Raw genomic sequence first — 20,438 nt, 5'->3', positions numbered from 1 at the left:
AAAACGGTGTGGTGTGGACAGTATGCACATGTGAGTACGTAACAGCACGAGCATGACTGCCCGGATACGCTCGTGGGTCTTGTAAACTCATACGCAACAAAGGCCGGTTGGTTTAGCATTAGCAACAATAAAAAGCCAGCACGCAGGCTGGCTTTGGTAAATTCAAATGCGCGGGGCAGACTCGCCTAACGCTGTTCGGCGCGTCTGGCTTTAAAGTCTGACTCGCCGGTCCACTGTGGCCAGTCGCCGGAGTCTGCCAGCGACTGCATCAGGCGGCCAATAAGCGTCAGGTCCTGTTTAACACCGCCTAGTGACCATTTGGGCAGATAATCATCGCCGCTTTTATGGTAGCGGTTGGCAATAAAATCGGGGTCGGTGTCACCCAGGCTCATAAACAGGTACGACGGAATGCCTTCTTTAGCCAGAGCAAAATGATCAGAGCGGAAGAACAGCCCGTTTTGCGGGCGCGGATCCATTTTTATATGGCGCCCCTGCTGTTTGGCGATGTCAGCCACCCGCTGTTCCAGATCACTGACATTCTGGCCATATTGCAACGTGTAGTCGACCTTATCATTCATGTTCATGCCGTCGATATTTAAAAACGCGACCAGATTCTTATGAGGTACAGGCGGATTTTTAGCAAAATGCTCAGCGCCTATCAGGCCGGTTTCCTCGGCGGTAAAAGCACTGAACATCAGGGTGCGTTTGGCGGGGTTGTCCGCAAAGTGATCAGCCAGCGCCAGCACGCCGCCCACGCCCGAGGCGTTATCGACCGCGCCGTTTAAAATAACCGGCTGACCATTTTCCATCGCTTTACCCAGATGATCCCAGTGCGCGTGCAGCATCACCCATTCATCCGGCGCGGTACTGCCTGGTACAATCCCCGCCACATTCTGCGACTCGCGCATTTCAATGGTGTTGTTTAAGGTCAGTGAGGCTTTGTGTTTTAAGGTTACCGGCGTAAATCCGCGCTGGGCAGCGGCTTTTTTCAGTGCTCGGTAATCCAGATTACTGGCTGCAAAAAGTTGCTGGGCAGCACGCAGGTGTAGCCAGCCCATCACCCCCACCTGACTTTGATTCTTAGTGTCATCCACTAAGGTGTATTTGGTGTTGGTATTGGAATTTTGTACTACTCCCCAGCCGTAACCGGCCGGCATAGTTTCATGCACAATAAATAAGGCTTTGGCACCCTGGCGGGCGGCTTCTTCATATTTGTAAGTCCAGCGGCCGTAGTAGGTCATGGCATTACCGTTGAACAGGCTGTCATCACCAGAGGCAAAGCCAGGGTCATTGACCAGCACGACTACGGTTTTTCCTTTCACATCAATATCAGCATAGTCGTTCCAGTCATATTCCGGGGCATTAATGCCATAACCGGCAAAGACAATGTCGCTGTTGTGCAGCGCTACAGATTCGCTGATACGCTGGGTCCGGGCGGTAAACTGCGTGCCGTTGTCAAACGTCATCTTGCCAACGCGCAGGGACATGTTCTGTTCAGCGGTAATCTGGGCCAGTGGCACCGGCTGCACATAACTGTTGCCAAAGGCGGGCTGTAAGCCAATTTGTTTAAACCGTTTAACCAGGTAGCTGACGGTTTTTTCTTCCCCGGCCGACAGCGGGGCGCGGCCTTCAAACTCATCGCTGGCCAGCGTTTTCACATCAGCGCGATACTGGCTGATATTTAGAGACGATTCATCCAGCTGGGCGGCCTGCGCCAGACTGCTAAGTGCTGACAGAGCAATACAAAATTGACGAAACATGTGTGTCCTTTTTTATTGTTAGTGACCTAACGGTGCAAAAACCACAAGGGAAAAGCAAGTGACATACAGATTTAATCTGAATAAAAATTTACGCTTTAATGGTTTTCATGCGCAAAAGGGCTAGGTAAGCTGAATAAACAGTAGCTGTGATGATTTTTACGGCAAAAATTGGCCAAGGCGCGATAAAACTCATAGCGTCAACAGTGAGCATCGCTATAATACGCCAAATTGTATTCATTGCGCCCGGTCAGTTGCCCGGACCGGGGCTTAACATTAGTGGAGAGGCAATATTGTCTGAGTGGAGCATCGAAGAAGCTGAAAAGCTATACGGCGTATCAAGCTGGGGTGGCGGTTATTTTGAAATCGGCGAGAACGGTAATGTTCAGGTAACCCCAGTCCCAACGGATAAAAGCATCCGAATAGATTTTCAGGCGCTGATTGACGAAATTCGCGAAGAAGGCGTGCAGTTTCCTGTCGTAGTGCGTTTTCACGATGTCCTGCGTTCGCAGGTTGAAAACCTTAATACTATCTTTCGCAATACGATTACTGAAGCAGAATACCAGGGTCAGTACCAGGGGGTTTATCCAATTAAGGTAAACCAGATGCGTGAAGTGGTTGAGGAAATTGTGGATGCGGGTGCGCCATTCAATTATGGCCTTGAAGCCGGTTCAAAAGCGGAGCTTATCACTGCGCTTGCGCTGAACAATAACGAAGACTCACTGACCGTGCTTAACGGGTATAAAGATGATGAGTTTATGCGTCTGGCACTGCTGGGCCGTAAACTGGGCCGTAAGATGGTCGTGGTTATCGAAAAATACTCCGAGCTGTTGCTGCTGGTGAAAGTAGCTAAAGAGCTGGGTGTGGATCCTATCATTGGTGTACGTGCCAAAATGACGGTGAAAGGCCGTGGTAAGTGGGAAGGCTCTGGTGGTGAGCGGGCCAAGTTTGGTCTGACTATCTCTGAAATCATTAAGACCGCCCGCTATCTTGAAGATAACGACATGGGCCATTGTCTTAAGCTGCTGCATTTTCATATTGGTAGCCAGCTAACCGACATCCGTGCGGTGAAAGAAGCCATCAGTGAAGGTGCCCGCATTTATGCCGATCTGCACAAAATGGGCTTTAAACTCGAATATGTTGATGTCGGTGGCGGCCTGGGTATTGATTACGACGGCAGCTCTTCTACCAACGAGTCTTCGCGCAACTACGACATGCAGGAATACATCGCCGATGTGGTGTATGGCATGAAAGAAGTGTGTGACTTAGAACAAGTACCGCACCCGAATCTGGTAAGTGAAAGCGGCCGGGCCATTACTGCGCACCACAGCTGTGTGATTACCGAAATTGTTGGTGAAATTCGCTCCAACAGTGCCGAAATTGATACCAAGCAGGTAGATGGCGAACATGTATTTTTGAAAAACATCCGTGAGCTGGAAAATGACTTTGACCAGCAAACCTCGATGCAGGAAGTGTTTAATGATGCTTCTCAGTATAAAGAACAGGCGCTGGATGCTTTTAAACTGCGGGTGGTAACACTTGAAGAGCTGGCCAAGATTGAAACCATTTACTGGCGCATTATGCTGCGTTTACGTGAGTGGTATGCCAATGAAGACTATGTGCCAGAAGAATTACAGGAGCTGGATTACAGCCTGTCTTCACAATATCTGGCTAATTTCTCGGTGTTCCAGTCAGCAGCCGATACCTGGGCGATTGACCAGTTACTGCCGGTAGTGCCACTGACCCGGATGAATGAAAAGCCGTCGGTAAACTGTACGCTAGTGGATATTACCTGTGACAGTGACGGTAAAATTGATCAGTTTACGGTGGGACGTGAAATTACCGATGTATTGCCTATGCATCCGCTTAAATCCGGTGAGCATTATCATGTCGGACTGTTTTTAACCGGGGCGTATCAGGATGTGATGGGCGACATGCACAACCTGTTTGGTCGGCTGAATGAAGTCCATATTTACAGTCATGACGATGATCCGCAGGACTTCTACATTGAAGAAGTGGTGAAAGGCTCATCGGTGCAGGACGTACTGAATATTATGCAGTACAACCCGCGGGCCATGGCCTATGACGTGAAAAAACTGATTGATAAACAGGTATCCAATGGCTCGATTAAGCCGCGCGAAGGGGTACGCTGGACCGATTTTTACGAAGACTGCCTGAACGGCTATACCTACCTGAAAACCTGATTAACCAACCTGTGCTGACGGCTATTTGCCGTCAGCCTGGTCATAATACCGCTTCCAGAATTCAGCGGTGGTAGAGTTGATCATATTAGACTCTGCATTCATCAGCATCACATAACCGGCTTTGGCTTCAGGATCAAACGACACATCCGCCCGGTAACCTTTCACCCAGCCGCCATGATAATTCAGCGTGTGGCCTTTAAACTGATATACCCGCCAGCCCAGACCATAATGCGCGTCGGTCAGGTAAGGCCGCCAGCCACGACGATAAATCTCCCGGGTGGTGCGAACCCTCGGTGTGGTAATTTCTTTTACCAGCTCTGGGGGAACCACCGTGGGAAACTCACCCAGCAGCGCCTGCAAATAAATCGTCATGTCACTGATACTGGCATTCACCCCGGCAGCCGGTGTAAACCGGTAGTAGTCGCTGGCCACAGTACCTTTTGCCCAGCGGTTACGGGCAATGGCAATATGTGGCTCAGCCCACTGCGCAGAGCTCATCAGCGCGCCTTTACCGGCACTGGCGGTTTTCATCCCCAGAGGGGAAAACAGGTTTTCCTGAATCTGACGGTGATACGAGGTGTTGTGCGTCACAAAATAATGCTCAATGGCACCAAACAGGGCATTTTGATAGGTATAGCATTTACCCGGAGCGCAAATGGGTTCCAGCTTGGCCAGCTCGCCCAGCACCCGGTCGAGCGGGTAGTCTGCTTCTATCAGGTTGTCGTAGGCATTGGGCATAAAGCCACTGGACTGCCCGCTGATATGCTGTAACTGCAACTGACTCATGCCAGCGCCCTTGAACGGGATATCCGGTAACAGCTTGTTAATTCCCATGTCCCAGTCAAGCTCGCCCCGTTTGACCAGTTTAGACAGCAGCAGTCCGGTAAAGGATTTTGACACCGAGGCCAGCCGGAAAACCGTATCTTGAGAGATGCGCTTACCATTACGGGCGGTACGGCCGTACACAAACACCTTAGGCGTTTGCCCCTGCTGATAGTACACAAACGCATAGCCGGGCAGGTTCAGCTTTTCTGCCTCGCGCTGAACATAACGGGCATAGCTGTTCACCCAGGCAGGTGTTTCCTCCGCCTGAGCCGGAACACTACTTAGCAATACAGCAAAAAAGCACAGGCAAATATTCAGACAACGACGCAGGTACTGCAAATGGGCTCCGGTTCTTCAATAAGACGCATGATGCCAACCACCGTCTGACTATATGTGCGACGTATTATGCGGATCGGCTGTTTGAGAATCAACTGTGCAACATGGTCACTTCCGATTTCATCGCACACAGGTCAACCATCATGGGTAAACTTATGTCATTATACCGTGACAAGGCAGAGGTGAATATGCAGAAATTCTCGTTGATGATAACCGATGAACCGGTTTTACAGCGGTTTCGGCAGGCGCGTATGAGCCGGGACCCGCGCTTTGACGGGGAATTTTTTGTGGCGGTAACCAGTACCGGTATCTTTTGTCGCCCGGTGTGCCCGGCGCGATTACCGGCGGAACACAATGTACAGTATTTCAGTGCGGCGGTGCAGGCTGTGCATGCCGGGTTTCGTCCGTGCTTGCGTTGCCGTCCGGACAGTGCCCCGCGCTCCGCAGCGTGGATGGGAGTACAAACCACCATTCGCCGGGCGCATCAGTTGCTTAAAGCGCTGCCGGTGCAGTCGGTGAGTCACATTGCCACGCGCCTGGGCATAAGCGAACGTTATTTATATCAGCTGGTACGTGGCCATCTGGGCATGTCACCAAAGCAACTACAGTTATACCACCAGTTGTTGTTGGCCAAACAACTGTTGCAGCAAACCCGCTTAACCGTTAATGATGTGGCTATTGCCTGCGGGTTTAATTCAGCCCGCCGTTTACAAAACCAGATGCAACGCTTATGGCAACTAACACCCACTCAGTTACAGCAAGGAAAAAACGTGACCACAGAACCTGCACCGGTAACCGTATTTTTAGCCTGTAAGGCACCCTACAACTGGCCGCAGGTGCGCGGGTTTATTCAGGCTCATGTGCTTGATGCGGTTGAAACCATCAGTCAGGATACCTACACCCGGGTATTTAACTGGGATGATGCTCACGGTCACATCAGTGCCCAGTTTGATGACGCCCGGTGCGGCTTTGCGGTTAGCCTGCAACTGACCAGGCTGGAATACACGCAGGCTGTGATTGAAAATCTGGGCCGGATGCTGGATGTCTACGCCGATCCGGCCATCATTGAGAAAGCTTTACTGGAAGCCGGCGTCAAACCGCAGCAGCTGATCCCCGGGCTACGCTTACCGGCCACCTGGGATTATTTTGAAGCTGGTTGCCGGGCTGTACTGGGCCAGCAGATTTCACTCAAAGCCGCCAATACCTATGCGAATCAGCTCGCTGAGCGAACCGGTACTACCAATACTTTCGGACAGGTGTTTCCCGGCCCGCATCAGGTAGCGCACATGACAGAAGGTACGCTGCGCTTACCGGCCTCACGGCAGCAAACCCTGATGACCCTGGCGCAGTGTTTTATCAGCCAGGCCGAGCCGCCGGATGAAGCGACCCTGCTGGCGTTAAAAGGTATTGGCCCCTGGACTGTGCAGTACATGCAAATGCGCGGCGCCAGTCACAGTGATATTTATCTGGCCGGCGACCTGATTGTCAGGCGCGCCGCTGCCATGCAGCCATTTGAGCCACACAAAGCCGCGCCGTGGCGAAGTTATCTGACCATGCAAATGTGGGATATTGCCCTGAACCAGGCCGGAGATAAATAATGTTTTACCAAACTATTCATACCCCCTGTGGGCTATTACAGGTGAGTGCGTCGCAACGCGGTATTAGCGCCATTACCTTTGTACAAGAAGCCGTGCCGGATAAACCCGGTGCACTGACACAACAAGCCAGCGAGCAGTTAACCGCGTATTTTGCCGGTGCGCTGACCCGCTTTGACCTGCCGCTTGATGCTGCCGGTACGGCGTTTCAGCAGGCGGTATGGCAACAGCTCACCACCATTGAGTATGGCCACACAGCCAGTTACCAGCATATTGCCAATGCCATTGGTAACCCTAAAGCAGTGCGGGCCGTGGGGATGGCCAACGGACGTAATCCGCTGAGCATTGTGGTGCCCTGTCACCGGGTTATTGGCAGTAACGGCAAGCTAACCGGCTATGCCGGCGGACTTGAGCGTAAAGCCCACTTACTGAAACTGGAAGGAGCCACAGCCTGATGCCTGTAAAAGATATGTTTGCACTGATTGCGCTGGGCGCTATCTGGGGCGGCTCGTTTATGTTTATGCGGGTGGCCGCACCTGAATTTGGTGTTTTTGCGCTGGTAGAGGTGCGTACCGTACTGGCGACCGCTGTGATGGCTCCGGCGCTGTTTATTATGGGCGGCCTGCGAGATATAAAGCGTTTTTTCTGGCCCATTTGTTTAATTGGCGCGGTTAATACCGCCATTCCATTTTCACTGTTTAATTATTCGAGCCTGTATCTGGAAGCGGGCGTAAACGCCATTTTAAACGCTACCGCACCGATGTTCGGTGCGCTGGTGGCATACTTCTGGTTGCAGGATAAGCTTAACAAAACCGCTATTTTTGGCCTGCTGTGCGGGTTTGTGGGGGTGGCTGTCATCAGTGAGCAAAAGGTATCGGGCGGGCAGTTGTCGATCATGCCCATTATTGCAGCTTGTCTGGCGACCACCTGCTACGGGCTGGCCGCCTGTATGATGAAACGTTTTTTACAGGGCGTAAAACCACTGGCGGTGGCTGCCGGTAGCCAGGCGATGGCCTCGGTGATGCTGTTGCCGCTGGCCATAGCAACCTGGCCGCAGACCATGCCTTCGATGAATGGCTGGCTCAATGCCATCGGGCTGGCGGTGCTGGGGACCGGTATTGCTTATATTCTGTATTTTCAGCTAATTGCCAATATCGGGCCGGCCAAGGCGATTACCGTGGCGTATCTGGTGCCGCTATTTGGCATACTGTGGGGGCTGATTTTGCTGGGCGAAACCATGAGTGGACAAACCCTTGTGGGCGGGGCGCTGATTCTGGGCGGGGTGGCACTGACAACCGGCATTACGCGCCTGTTTGCCAGGCGCGGACTTGCGGTCAGTAAATAACGCTGAGTCAGAAAGCGTTAAGACACCAGTTCCATACGCACCATGTTGCAGCCTTCACGGCGCGCCTGGTACAGCGCATCTTCTGCATGGCTGGCGACTTCGTTCATCGGCCGGTTGGTTGCGGTATAGGAAATACCAAAGGAGGCGGTGACGCCAAGCTGGGTACTGTTTTCCAACGGAGGTAAGGCAGCAATCCCCTTACGCAGGTTCTCCGCCACTTCCATGGCTTCGTGGGGGCCGGTTTCAGGCAGCAGAATAATAAATTCTTCGCTGCTCCAGCGGCCTAACACATCTTTGGTACTCAGCGCGCTACTCAGATAATCGGTGATCTGCTGATGCACCTTATCGCCTGTGGCCCGGCCATAGGTATCATTGATCATAGTAAAGTTGTCGATATCTACCAGCATCACGCTAAGCGACTGATAGGCTTTCATCAGCTGAACATAATCGGCTTCTACCGCCGCTTTTTCCGGCAGGCGGAAAGGAGCTGGCATCACCAGCTTCGGGTGCATATCCCGGCGAAAATAATACAGCAGGTGATAAATCATCAGAAAAATAGCAAACACTACCACCAGTAATGTCACTATGCTGACAATAAACCCGTGAGAGATTTCAGTCTGACGTTTGTCCAGCGGGCTGAGTAAAAACACCGTCCAGTTAAACTGTTCCAGATTAACTTCCAGCGCCAGATATTCCTGCTGGTCAATGGTAATAAGGCGGTTATTCAGAGCGCGTTTGCTGCGCACGTCTGCCGGCAGGCTGGCAAACCAGCTTAATTCAGACAAATTGGTAAAGTCGGAGTATTCGGCCATCAGCGCCGGGTCGGATGACAACATAATGTCGTTTTTATCATCCACAAAGATAAAATCGTAGCCGTACTGCTGCTTATAGCTGTTAAAAATGCGCACAAAATCTTTGAGGCTCTTACCAACCCCGAAAAAGCCCAGAAATTCCCCGTCTTCGTTGTAGATTTTCAGGTCGATATAAAAATGGGTGTCTTCCCATTTACCTATATCGGCCACTGCGTCTTCGGGAAGTTCTTTGTATTTGAAATACCAGTTTACCTGACCTTCGACCAGCGGAATGATCATGCCATCTGACATGTACTGCATACGGCTTTTTTCGCTGGCAACAAAAAAGATCAGATCAAACTCATGCTCCAGCCGGTCAAGCATGGCAAAGGCATCTTCTTTATTCAGCTTATCGTTATCCAGCAGGGTGATAAGCTCCTGGGAGCGGCCCAGTGCTTCGGCTACATGCAAAGGTTTGAACAGTTCATTGACCACCAGGGCGATGGCCGGAGAAATGGACTGCTGCTGGGCACGACTCTGCTCGGCTACAATTTTAGATACACTAAAATGAACCAGGGTCACAATGGCGATAACCACCACGACAAACAACAGTAATATACTGCGATGGAGCGTCCTGAATGCTGCCACGAAAAAGCAAACTCCTTTGCGTAAATTTATAATCGTAAATGGGTGTTACAGAGTATAACTGGTCATTAAGTGCCCGACCAGATGCACTTGTGTATAAAAAGTGCATAAATACATACAAATTAGACGCTGACGTAGCTCAACAGCTTGGTTACACTGATTACATTATCGATTTGAATTTTACACGTTAAGGAATTTGCATGGCGTTTTCTGTTGTTGTTCTGGCTGCCGGTAAAGGCACCCGGATGAAGTCTTCTTTACCTAAAGTGCTGCACAAGGTAGGTGGCGTGCCGATGGTGCAGCGCATCATCAATACGGTTGAACAGATGCAGGCCAGTGCAGTTCATCTGGTATACGGCCACGGCGGTGACCAGCTACAGGATGAAGTCAGCGGTCAGAATCTGAACTGGTGCTTACAGGCAGAACAGCTGGGCACCGGCCATGCTGTGCAGCAGGCTGCGCCGCATGTTAAAGACGATGAGGATGTGCTGGTGCTGGTGGGGGACGCGCCCCTGATTCGTCAGCAAACCCTGGAGCGTCTGGTGAAAGTAAAAGCCGATTGTGACCTGGCTCTGCTGACGGTGGAGCTGGACGACCCCACTGGTATGGGCCGTATTGTTAGAAATGAACAGGGCAATATCAGCGCGATTGTTGAACATAAAGATGCCACCGATGCCCAGCGTGAAATACGCGAAATCAATACTGGCATGATGATGATGAACGGCGGCGATCTGAAGCGCTGGTTGTCTGAGCTGAGCAATGACAATGCCCAGGGAGAGTATTACCTGACCGATGTGATTGCCATGGCAGCCGCCCAGGGAAAGGTGATTCAGGCTGCGCAGCCTGATGAAGTGGCTGAAACCGAAGGGGTGAATAACCGGGTGCATCTGGCAAAACTGGAGCGGGTATTACAACGCTGGCAGGCCGAAGCATTGATGCATGGCGGAGCAACCCTGGCCGATCCGGCCCGTGTTGATATTCGCGGTGAGGTTCAGACCGGCTCTGATGTGTTTATTGATATCAACGCGGTATTTGAAGGCAAGGTAGTGCTGGGCAATAACGTATCCATCGGTCCTAACTGTATTTTGCGCAACTGCACCGTGACAGATAACGCGGTGATTGAAGCCAACAGCATTGTAGAAGACGCTCAGGTAGGCGAAGCCTGTACGGTTGGGCCATATGCACGTTTACGCCCGGGCGCGGTGCTGCATACCAAAGCCAAGGTAGGTAACTTTGTTGAGATTAAAAAAGCTATTCTGGGCGAGGGCGCCAAAGCCAACCACCTGACCTATCTGGGGGATGCTGAGATTGGCGCCGGAGCTAATATCGGGGCTGGCACCATCACCTGTAACTATGATGGGGTGAACAAATCAAAAACTCTGATTGGTAAGCACGCGTTTATCGGCTCTAACTCCTCACTGGTTGCGCCGGTGAGTGTGGGTGATAACGCCACCGTTGGCGCAGGCTCGGTGGTCACCACCGATGTTGAGGATGATGCACTGACCGTGGCGCGCGCCCGTCAGCGTAATATTGCCAACTGGCCGCGTCCGACTAAAAAGTAAGCACCGCATTTTATGTTCAAAGCCACATGTCTGCATGTGGCTTTTTTGTTTGCTCCTGAATTGTACCGTACCCGGCGTAATCGCTTTGAGATAAAGACGTTAACGCGATAGGGTGCACCGACATGTTTTGATAACAGGTGTTATTATGATTTCAACATTGCTGGTGGGATTTGGTTTTTCCGCTCAGACTTTTCATCTTCCTTTTGTACGCGGGTTAAACGGCTTTGAGGTGAGCGGCGTGGTTTCGTCGCGGCCGGAAGCGGTTGCTGAGGTGCTGCCGGATACGCCGGTGTTTGCCACGCTTGAAGACGCGCTGGCCCACGGTGGTTTTGAACTGTGCATTATCACCACGCCAAATGATTTGCATTATCCACAGGCCAGCCTGAGTCTGCAGGCGGGTTGCCATGTACTGGTAGAAAAGCCTTTTACTCTGTCCGCCGCCGATGCCGCTTCACTGGCCGCTCAGGCAGAGCTGAGCCCGGGCAGTATTCATGTGTATCACAACCGCCGCTTTGACGGTGACTTTCTGACCGTCCGGAAATTGCAGGAAAGTGGCCGGTTTGGCAGTATCCGGCGCATGGTCAGCCGCTTTGACCGGTTTCGCCCTGCACCCAAAAATCGCTGGCGTGAAAATGCCGGCCCCGGCGCGGGTATTTTCTGGGATTTAGGCCCGCATCTGATTGACCAGGCCATTCAGCTATTTGGTACACCTGAGTCGGTGTCGGCCAATATTGCGATTCTGCGTGACGGCGGACAAAGCGATGACTGCTACGATGTCACCCTGTTTTACCCAGGGCTTCAGGTATTGGTAGGCAGTTCGCCATTTCAGGGCAACACCACCTTGCGGTTTGATGTGCAGGGAACCGCCGGCAGTTACCGCAAATACGGCCTGGATCCGCAGGAAAACCAGCTAAAAGCCGGCCTGCCGCTTAATGATGATAGCTTTGGCGTGGAAGACAGCAGCCTGCAAGGTAAGTTTTGTTTCGAAACAGCCTGTGATCCCATTGCCACTGAACGGGGTAATTATGTGGCATTTTATGAACAGCTGGAACGCGCAATCACTCAGGGCGAAGCGTCTCCGGCCAGTGCACAGAGTGTTATCCCGTTGATTCAGGTCATCGAAGCTGCATTACAAAGTCAGGCGCAGGAAAAACGCGTTTATTTGTAATGAGATAGCCTTTTAGCACAAAATATAATTTGCAAAACGTAAACTAAAATACTTTAATATATTTCAAGTCGTAAGTTGAAGTTTCGAAATGCAAAAGCGTAATACCCAGCAACGTCGCCAGGCGATTGTGGATTGGGTGAACCAGCAGGGCCACGTACAGGTTGACGACCTGGCCGGGGCCTTTAAAACCTCCGAAGTCACCATTCGAAAAGACCTGACAGTGTTAGCTGAGCAGGGACTTTTGTTGCGCCAGTTCGGCGGTGCCGCGCCATTGCCGGCGCACCCGGGAAGTCTGGAGCCACAGCCGGGCAGCCGCGTCACGCGCACCAGCTTGTCACGTCAGAAGTCAGCCATTGGGCAGTGTGCGGCCAGTCTGCTGAAAAACAACGCCAGAATCATTATCGACAGCGGTAGTACCACCGCGTCTATGCTGCCCCATGTTATGCGCTTTTCCCGTCTGGTGGTAATGACCAACTCTTTGAATGTAGCTAATTATCTGACCGGGCAGGACAATGAGCCAACGGTGTTGATGACCGGCGGCACCTGGGATCCGCTGTCGCAGTCATTTCAGGGACATATGGCCGAACAGGTCACACAGGCGTACAGCTTCGACTATGCTTTTATAGGTGCTGCCGGCATTGATGCCCAGCGCGGCACTACCACGTTTAATGAACTCACCGGCCTGACGCAGACCATGGCAGATGCTGCGCAGCAGGTGGTGATTGTTGCTGAGTCCAGCAAGTTTGCGCACAAAATGCCGAACCTGGAGCTGGCCTGGCAGAATATCGATTATCTGGTGACCGATGACAATATCGATCCTCAGGTAAAACAAGCAATTACAGATCAAGGCGTACAGGTAATGATTGCCACGCCAAACGGAGAATGATGTATGTGTGGAATTGTAGGCGCTGTAGCCGAACGTAATGTTGTTGAAATTTTATTAGAAGGGCTTAAGCGCCTGGAATACCGGGGTTACGATTCAGCCGGTGTGGCACTGCTACAGGCCGATGGCTCATTAAACCGGATTCGCCGTACCGGTAAGGTACAGGAGCTGGCTGATGCCGTGGCCCAGCAGGATGCGCTGGGCAGCACGGGTATTGCCCATACACGCTGGGCTACCCACGGTGGTGTGACCGAAGCCAATGCGCACCCGCATTTTTCAAACGAGCGGGTTGCTGTGGTACACAACGGTATTATTGAAAACTATCTGGATTTGCGTGAACAGCTGCGCGCCAAAGGCTATACCTTTACCAGCGACACTGACACCGAAACCATTGCCCACACTGTGCATGAAGAGCTTAAACAAGGCGCAGAGCTGCTAAAAGCGGTTCAAAACGCCGTGCAACAGTTCCACGGTGCTTACGGCACAGTCATCATGGATAAAAACAATCCGGAAAAAGTCGTGGTAGCCCGTTCAGGCAGCCCGCTGGTGATTGGTCTGGGTCTGGGCGAAAACTTCATTGCTTCTGACCAAATGGCCCTGCTGCCGGTGACCCGTCGTTTTATCTTCTTGGAAGAAGGCGATGTGGCGGAAATTACCCGTCGCGAAGTCAACATTTTTGATAAAACCGGCGCGCCGGTAGAGCGTGAAATCATTGAATCAAACATTGAGCACGATGCGGGCGATAAAGCCGGCTACCGTCACTACATGTTAAAAGAGATTCACGAGCAGCCTACGGTTGTGCGTAACGCGCTGAAAGACCGTCTGGGTGAAACGGATCTGATGGCCGACATCTTTGGTGAAGGCGCTGAAGAAATTCTGTCGCAGGTGAAGCATGTGCAGATTATTGCCTGTGGTACCAGCTATCATGCCGGTATGACTGCCCGCTACTGGCTGGAGCAATATGCCAATGTATCCTGCGGAGTGGAAATTGCCTCTGAGTTTCGCTACCGCAAGTCCGTGGTGCATGAAAACAGCCTGCTGGTGACTATTTCACAGTCTGGTGAAACCGCCGATACGCTCGCTGCACTGCGTCTGGCCAAGGAACTGGGCTATATGTCCAGCCTGACGATTTGTAACGTACCTGGCTCATCGCTGGTGCGCGAATCAGATCTGGCGTTTATGACCAAAGCCGGGGCGGAAATTGGCGTGGCCTCTACCAAGGCCTTCACTACCCAGTTAACCGCATTTTTAATGCTGACACTGGCCATTGGCAAGCACAAAGGCATGAGCGATGCAGATCATACCGGCATTGTAAAAGCCCTGCACAGTCTGCCGGCCAAGCTGGAAGAAACCCTGACTATCAGTGAGGGAATTGAAGACCTGGCCGAAGAATTTGCTGATAAGCATCACAGCCTGTTCTTAGGCCGTGGCGATCAGTATCCGATTGCCATGGAAGGCGCGCTCAAACTAAAAGAGATTTCTTACATTCACGCTGAAGCCTATGCCTCAGGCGAACTGAAACACGGCCCGCTGGCCCTGATCGATGAAGAAATGCCGGTAATTGTGGTGGCGCCTAATAACGAGCTGCTGGAAAAACTGAAATCCAACGTGGAAGAAGTGCGTGCCCGTGGCGGTATCATGTACGTGTTTGCCGACAAAAACGCCAAATTTACCAGCGACGAGACCATGCGCGTTATCAACGTACCGCATTGTGAACCGGCTATCGCACCCATTATCTACACGCTGCCATTACAGCTGCTGTCGTACTATGTTGCCCTTATCAAAGGCACCGATGTTGACCAGCCCCGTAACCTGGCTAAGTCAGTAACCGTAGAATAAGGTTTGTGAACGGTTATTGCGCTTTTACCCAAGCGCAATAACGCCTTATACCGAACTGAATAGACTACATCAGACCACCGCAAACGCGGTGGTTTTTTTTATGTAACTTACCCACGTTCATACACCATGGAAAAATGCCTTGTTTCGATGCTCCGGCTTTTTCCACTGATATTTAATGTCTTGTTATTTGGAAAATTATAATGTTCCATAGGTCAACGAGACAAAAATTAGATCGCAACAATACGTGAAGGTAAAGGAATGACCAACACCCCCGTCTTTAGTTTGATTTTTGCATTTTGGGGCAAAGCCCGAAAGCAGGATAATAACCAAGGGGTAAGTCATAGCTAGACGGTTACGAGAAGGTGTTCCCCGCACTCACGGGGATAAACGGAATACCTATTTAGTAGCTTAGAGCAAGTTATCCAGCAATGAATAAATGTCTTAATAAATGAAATGATCAATTAAGCCAATAAATAAGTTATTAAATAATGGAATACAGAAATAATGATTTATTGGTTTATTGTAGCTATTGGAAAGGATAAGGGGCAGTCGCTCAACCGCCCCGTTTGTCAGGGTTTACCAAGGAAGTGTTTGTCTTGGGTTTCGTCCGGTAAGGGGTTCGGTGGAGCAGCCAAATAAGCCACTGTCTGCTTTGATAAGGGTCTCGGAAAAGCGTCGTTTTTCTTCGTCTTTTACTGTAAATCTAAGAAATGAAGGCTCGCCATAAATATCAAAAACTACTACGGTTGTAACCTCTCCAACTTCCTTTGTCTCATATATAGATACGAGTTTGTCCGCAGTTTTTATTAGGGTATATGCTTTAAAATCTGAATTAAAATCTGGCATTACTGACCATGATTTGTCTGTTTTTGTCGGTAAAATTTCGGCGTGTGAAAGGAATCCGGTACTGAAATTGTATTCGATTTCTAGAATAGCCCTGTTATGCCCTACGTCATCCGAATCGTTGTTTACCTTCCTTTCAAAGTCTTCATAGCTGTCAGCATACGCGCTTTTTATCAATACTTTTTCGCAGCGGAGGGTCCTAACGTCCCCCACCATCTCCCGTACTTGGGGATTAAATTCACCGCTATACACCGGCGCTGAAAAAGAAAACAGAGAAGCCGCAGCCAGAGTCAGGCCAGTAACAAGATTTCGCATTAGGTATTCCTTATTTAAGATGTGCGAATATTGGCGCGAAGCAGGAAGCCCAGCGCCGAGGAAAGTGCTTATAGTTTATTTATAAATATAAGCGTTTAGTTATTCTATTGATTTCATTGAATTTTTTAAGGCAATAAATTTTTCGGGGTCATCTACGTACCATTTCGGCGCAGAATCGGGTATAAAACGAGCATATCTTTTTTCTATCATTTGGGTGTCAGAGTGGCCGACATGATGAGCGACAATTAAAATTGGCTCGCCTGCTTTTAGCATCCAACTAATAAAAGAGTGACGGGTTTTGTAGGGTGTTAGTCTTCTTTTGATACCCGCTTGGTCGAGCTGACGATACCACACTGTTTCGGCAATTACCCGATTACTCGTATAGGGTTTCCCATCTTCTGTGCACCACACCCGTTCGCCGTCATGTGACTTTAGCTGCTCGGAGACAACAACCTGGGCGGTGCGAGGTAGCACTGTCTTTCTGACACCCGATGCTGTTTTGGGTGCATCGACCACCCCGCGAGCGGAAATGTTCTTACGAACGTGGACATAGGGCAGGTCGATGTCTATCCGGCGCAAAGCGGCCACTTCCCCATACTGATGGGAATTTATCGCCTGGGAGTTAAAAACGATACATAAAGATCTGTGCCCCTCTTTCGTCTCCCATCATCCTGTTGAAAATCTGGTCATTCGTCGCATTGCTGTATCCGTGATTTTTTTATCCCATACAATGGATTAGCGCCATAAGGTATGGCGGTTTGTGTTTAATTACAGCAAGGAATGTTATGAAATCAACGCTTCTCGCCTCGCTTATGGGGTTGCTTTCAGTGAATGCGGTGGCCGCAGTGTCGCCAACATGGAACTATGCACAGCTGGGATATATTCAGACGGATATCGACGGTTTAAGTGAGCTGGACCCCAATGGCCTGATGGTTTTTGGGTCTTATGAGCTTAGTGAGCACTTTTTTATTGCCGGATCGTTTGCCAGTTTAAGTGATGATTACCAGTCAGTTGAGATCGATCTTGAGCAGGGCAACGCCGGTCTTGGCTACAAATATAGTATGACTCAGTCGACCGACTGGTTTGTGGCATTAAGCTATGAATATGCGAGCGCGGAAGTCGACACGCCCTTTTTTGATAATAAAGAGGATGGCCATGGGGTCGGAATCATGACCGGTGTGCGTTCTATGGTGCTGGACCAGCTTGAACTGAAAGGCGCACTCAGGCACGTACATATTGAGGGCGAAGGGCAGAGCTCACTTGGGCTGGGCGTTGATTACCTGGTTTCGCCATTTGCAGCAATAGGCGTGAACTACGACGTTGGCAGTGATGCCAAAACATTCGGCTTTAATTTGCGCTATAACTTCTGATTTTAAGGGCTAAAGTGACGACATTTCTGTTGTCGTCACTAATTACCGACTCATAAGTAAGTTGTAAGGTCGGACCTGTTGCTGCTATAAATGAATGATTTTTATGCAAAATCCTTAATTTCTCTTTTTTCCCGGCTCGTGTTAATTACAATTTATTACTTCACCGCATGTTGCGGTTACTTTCGTCGCTAAATGAGGATTTTCATGAAATACCCGCTTCTACTGTGCGCCCTTGGCGCGGCAAGTTTACCGGCCATGGCCGTGTCTCCTGCGTGGGATTATGTGCAGGCTACTTATGTGCAGGCTGATATTGAATCACCGGTTGGCGACTTCAAACCCAAAGGGGTTATTCCGTACATTTCCAAGAAAATTACCGATGATATTTTTGTTGCCGGTAGCTACAGCCAGATTGACGATACCTGGCAGGGCGTAGATATGGACGTAACTCAGGGCACCGCTGGCGTCGGCTATCGCTACGGGCTGAACCAGACAACCGATGTGTATGGCATACTCAGCTATGAATACGCTGATATTGAATATGCCAGTGCACTGGGTACGCTTACCACAGATGATGACGGTTACGGTCTGACGGCCGGCGTGCGCTCCATGGTCATGCCGAATGTCGAACTGAAAGGCTCGGTTCGTTACATCGATACCACTGACAGCACCACATCGGTGAACGTGGGCGCGGACTATCTTATCTCGCCTGAATTTGCTGTGGGTCTGAACTACGACATGGGCGATGATGTGGATGTATTTGGCGTCAATGCCCGGTACAACTTTTAATCAGTCGCCATTTCTGGCTGCCCGCGAGGCTGTCTGACCAGGCTGTTTGACTGAGTTGTTTGACTGGGCTGTTTAACTGAGCCGCCGGAACAGCCTGGCTGAACATGGCAAGTCCTGATACCCGATACCGGTAGAGCCCGGTACCGGGTGAGCAGGTAACGCTAGTTATTGTGAAATAGCGGTAATACCTGCTCGGCAATCTCCCGCATGCTGGACGCCAGATCCCGTTGATTTCTGCGAAAGTGCAGGCCGATATGATTCACACCGGCCGCGCGCATAGCGCTGAGCTCCTGAATCAGCCCGTTACGCCCCGTTTTTACCCCAAACCGGTGGCGCTCAACAGGCGCATCTGCATTGTCCACATAGTCTAAGTGAATAAAGCTGACATAAGGTTTGTCCTGCGCCACATTGCGCCACAGGGCTACCCGGCGGTCATGATCGCTCGGCGTTCCCGGATAGGCCAGCCAGCCGTCCATGTTTTCGCCTACCCACTGCGGTGACTGCTGAGCCAGACCGGCCACGTACAGTGGCAGGGGATTAGCTTCTGGCAACACCAGTTGTCCGCCAGACAGACCGTACTGAGCATCCCCGCGCAGTATTTTTACCGACTCACGAAAACGCTCACCACGGCTGTTAAAATCCACATTGAAAACCGGGTATTCACTAGGCCGGTCACCGCTGGCCACACCCAGAATAAACCGGTCATTGCTGAGCTGGGCAATGGTATGGGCCGATTTTTTTACCAGCCAGGGCTGGCGTAACGGCAACACAACAGCCGCTGTGCCCAACAGAATATTGTCGGTTATTCCGGCCAGGTAGCCCAGATACGAGAAGGCTTCAAAAACCTGGGCTGCATCACCAAATTGCGGGTCGTACAGGGGCACATCGCGAATCCAGGCGGCCCGGTAACCCAGCTCGTCTGCCAGTTTAATGCGGGCGGTGTGCTGGCTCATGTCCGGTACACCGAACGGGCGGCCTTCTACTAGCCGTTTGGCCTGTCCGCTGGCCGACCAGTCGTTGTCCAGCGGAAGCTCCAGACCAATAGAAAAATCCTGTTGTGCCAGTTTATCAAACGCCATAAATCACCTGTTTCAGTCAATTGTTTTACTGTGTGTATGATGGCGTGTGACCGGGGCTGACAGAACCGTCAAAACAATGAAAAGACTTTTGCGATTTGCGATATAAACCTGCTCAGAGATTGATTCTTACAGCGTGACTCTCTAGGCTGGGAAAAAAGCGGGCAGTGGGCTTTGCTATGAGTTATCAGGCTGGTTATGAATCTGGAACACCTCAACTTGTTTGTACGTATCGCTGCCTTGCAGAATATCAGCCAGGCCGGTGCCGACCTGGGGCTGTCTGCGGCGGTGGCCAGTGCCCAGCTACAAAAGCTGGAGTCCACACTGGGAGTCCGGCTGCTCCATCGCAGTACCCGCAATGTGACATTAAGCGAAGAGGGTGAGGCATTTCTGCCTCATGCCAAAGAGGTCCTGGCCAGTGCTGAAGCGGCCAGAGCAGCGGTGGGCGCGGGCAGCTCTGCACCTTCAGGCACATTGCGTATGACAGCCTCGGCCGCATTTGGCCGACAACACCTGATCCCGGCTATCGCCAGCTTTATGGAAAAGTTTGAACAGGTGGAAGTGGACTTGCGCCTGTCAGACACCATTGTTGATCTGGTTGAGGGTGGGTTTGACCTGGCCTTGCGAAATGCACCGCTGAAAGACTCCAGTCTGGTGGCCCGGCGTCTGGCCCGGGACAGGCGCATTATCTGTGCATCGCCGGATTATCTGCAAAAATACGGTACCCCCGACCATCCACAGGAATTAACCCGGCACTACAGTGTAAGTCTGCATACGGTGGACTGCTGGAAATTTATCACTCCGGACGGCCCTTTACAGGTGCACCCGCTTACCCGGTTTCGTACCGATAACGGTGAGGCCATGCGTGATGCCTGCTGCGCCGGGCTGGGCGTGACCATTAATTCTACCTGGAATTGTTATCAGCACCTGCGCGACGGGCGTCTGGTAGAGGTTCTGGCTGATTACCCGCTAGAGCACGAAGCCGGCGTGTGGGCGGTATATCCCACCTCTCGGTTGTTAGCGCCTAAAGTCAGGGCAATGATTGATCATCTGCTGGCCTGGTTCGGGGATACGCCCTACTGGGACCAGTCAAAGTAA

Annotated in this window: 17 protein-coding genes; 11 read left to right on the top strand and 6 right to left on the bottom strand. The window is 51.2% G+C overall.

Annotated elements, in window-relative coordinates; all coding sequences use genetic code 11:
- Positions 1-185: 185 nt before the first annotated feature.
- Positions 186-1,760, bottom strand: a complete 1,575-nt coding sequence (locus EZV72_RS17440) for a M28 family metallopeptidase (protein ID WP_137168433.1) — start codon at positions 1,758-1,760, stop codon at positions 186-188.
- 290 nt (positions 1,761-2,050) lie between these two features.
- Between EZV72_RS17440 and speA the strand changes: the two genes are divergently transcribed.
- Positions 2,051-3,961: a biosynthetic arginine decarboxylase gene (speA, locus tag EZV72_RS17435; protein WP_175405166.1), complete on the top strand. Its 1,911-nt coding sequence runs from the start codon at positions 2,051-2,053 to the stop codon at positions 3,959-3,961.
- A gap of 21 nt (positions 3,962-3,982) precedes the next feature.
- Here the strand turns inward: speA and EZV72_RS17430 are convergent, their stop codons facing one another.
- Positions 3,983-5,092, bottom strand: a complete 1,110-nt coding sequence (locus EZV72_RS17430) for a serine hydrolase domain-containing protein (RefSeq protein WP_232364588.1) — start codon at positions 5,090-5,092, stop codon at positions 3,983-3,985.
- Between the two features lie 173 nt (positions 5,093-5,265).
- Between EZV72_RS17430 and EZV72_RS17425 the strand changes: the two genes are divergently transcribed.
- Genes EZV72_RS17425 through EZV72_RS17415 form a run of 3 tightly spaced genes read left to right on the top strand, consistent with a single transcriptional unit; the run spans position 5,266 to position 8,062 of the window.
- Positions 5,266-6,720: a DNA-3-methyladenine glycosylase 2 family protein gene (locus EZV72_RS17425; RefSeq protein ID WP_175405165.1), complete on the top strand. Its 1,455-nt coding sequence runs from the start codon at positions 5,266-5,268 to the stop codon at positions 6,718-6,720.
- Positions 6,720-7,172, top strand: coding sequence for a methylated-DNA--[protein]-cysteine S-methyltransferase (locus EZV72_RS17420; RefSeq protein ID WP_137168430.1), 453 nt, complete (start codon positions 6,720-6,722; stop codon positions 7,170-7,172). Before EZV72_RS17425 ends, EZV72_RS17420 begins: the two co-directional genes overlap by 1 nt.
- Complete coding sequence (locus EZV72_RS17415) at positions 7,172-8,062, top strand: DMT family transporter (RefSeq protein ID WP_137168429.1); 891 nt, start codon at positions 7,172-7,174, stop codon at positions 8,060-8,062. Before EZV72_RS17420 ends, EZV72_RS17415 begins: the two co-directional genes overlap by 1 nt.
- 17 nt (positions 8,063-8,079) lie before the next feature.
- On the opposite strand, the gene EZV72_RS17410 is transcribed toward EZV72_RS17415, so the two are convergent.
- Complete coding sequence (locus EZV72_RS17410; protein ID WP_137168428.1) at positions 8,080-9,501, bottom strand: diguanylate cyclase; 1,422 nt, start codon at positions 9,499-9,501, stop codon at positions 8,080-8,082.
- Between the two features lie 197 nt (positions 9,502-9,698).
- Here EZV72_RS17410 and glmU point away from each other — a divergent pair, with 197 nt between their 5' ends.
- The 4 genes from glmU to glmS all read left to right on the top strand — a co-directional run bounded on the left by glmU (position 9,699) and on the right by glmS (position 14,950).
- On the top strand, positions 9,699-11,060 hold the full coding sequence (gene glmU, locus EZV72_RS17405) for a bifunctional UDP-N-acetylglucosamine diphosphorylase/glucosamine-1-phosphate N-acetyltransferase GlmU (RefSeq protein ID WP_137168427.1): 1,362 nt from the start codon (positions 9,699-9,701) through the stop codon (positions 11,058-11,060).
- Positions 11,061-11,205: 145 nt separating this feature from the next.
- Positions 11,206-12,228: a Gfo/Idh/MocA family oxidoreductase gene (locus tag EZV72_RS17400; protein WP_137168426.1), complete on the top strand. Its 1,023-nt coding sequence runs from the start codon at positions 11,206-11,208 to the stop codon at positions 12,226-12,228.
- 88 nt (positions 12,229-12,316) lie between these two features.
- Positions 12,317-13,114 (top strand): DeoR/GlpR family DNA-binding transcription regulator, encoded by a 798-nt coding sequence (locus tag EZV72_RS17395; protein ID WP_137168425.1) that lies wholly within the window; start codon positions 12,317-12,319, stop codon positions 13,112-13,114.
- Positions 13,115-13,117: 3 nt separating this feature from the next.
- A complete protein-coding gene (gene glmS, locus EZV72_RS17390) occupies positions 13,118-14,950 on the top strand; it encodes a glutamine--fructose-6-phosphate transaminase (isomerizing) (RefSeq protein WP_137168424.1) in 1,833 nt (610 codons plus the stop codon).
- 576 nt (positions 14,951-15,526) lie between these two features.
- On the opposite strand, the gene EZV72_RS17385 is transcribed toward glmS, so the two are convergent.
- Positions 15,527-16,108, bottom strand: coding sequence for a hypothetical protein (locus EZV72_RS17385; protein ID WP_137168423.1), 582 nt, complete (start codon positions 16,106-16,108; stop codon positions 15,527-15,529).
- Between the two features lie 99 nt (positions 16,109-16,207).
- Positions 16,208-16,696, bottom strand: a complete 489-nt coding sequence (locus EZV72_RS17380) for a tyrosine-type recombinase/integrase (RefSeq protein ID WP_175405164.1) — start codon at positions 16,694-16,696, stop codon at positions 16,208-16,210.
- Positions 16,697-16,893: 197 nt separating this feature from the next.
- Here EZV72_RS17380 and EZV72_RS17375 point away from each other — a divergent pair, with 197 nt between their 5' ends.
- Both EZV72_RS17375 and EZV72_RS17370 read left to right on the top strand, forming a co-directional pair.
- Positions 16,894-17,478, top strand: a complete 585-nt coding sequence (locus EZV72_RS17375) for an outer membrane beta-barrel protein (RefSeq protein ID WP_137168421.1) — start codon at positions 16,894-16,896, stop codon at positions 17,476-17,478.
- Positions 17,479-17,682: 204 nt separating this feature from the next.
- Complete coding sequence (locus tag EZV72_RS17370; RefSeq protein WP_175405163.1) at positions 17,683-18,264, top strand: outer membrane beta-barrel protein; 582 nt, start codon at positions 17,683-17,685, stop codon at positions 18,262-18,264.
- Positions 18,265-18,425: 161 nt separating this feature from the next.
- Here EZV72_RS17370 and EZV72_RS17365 read toward each other — a convergent pair whose 3' ends face one another.
- Positions 18,426-19,343, bottom strand: coding sequence for a TIGR03571 family LLM class oxidoreductase (locus tag EZV72_RS17365; protein ID WP_137168419.1), 918 nt, complete (start codon positions 19,341-19,343; stop codon positions 18,426-18,428).
- 195 nt (positions 19,344-19,538) lie between these two features.
- Between EZV72_RS17365 and EZV72_RS17360 the strand changes: the two genes are divergently transcribed.
- Positions 19,539-20,438 carry a LysR family transcriptional regulator gene (locus EZV72_RS17360; RefSeq protein WP_137168418.1) on the top strand — a complete coding sequence of 300 codons (900 nt, stop codon included), beginning with the start codon at positions 19,539-19,541 and terminating at the stop codon, positions 20,436-20,438.

Source organism: Salinimonas lutimaris (assembly GCF_005222225.1).
Classification (GTDB): Bacteria; Pseudomonadota; Gammaproteobacteria; order Enterobacterales; family Alteromonadaceae; genus Alteromonas; species Alteromonas lutimaris.
The sequence above is the reverse complement of the archived record's forward strand: the minus strand, read 5'-3'. Positions and strand labels throughout refer to the sequence as shown.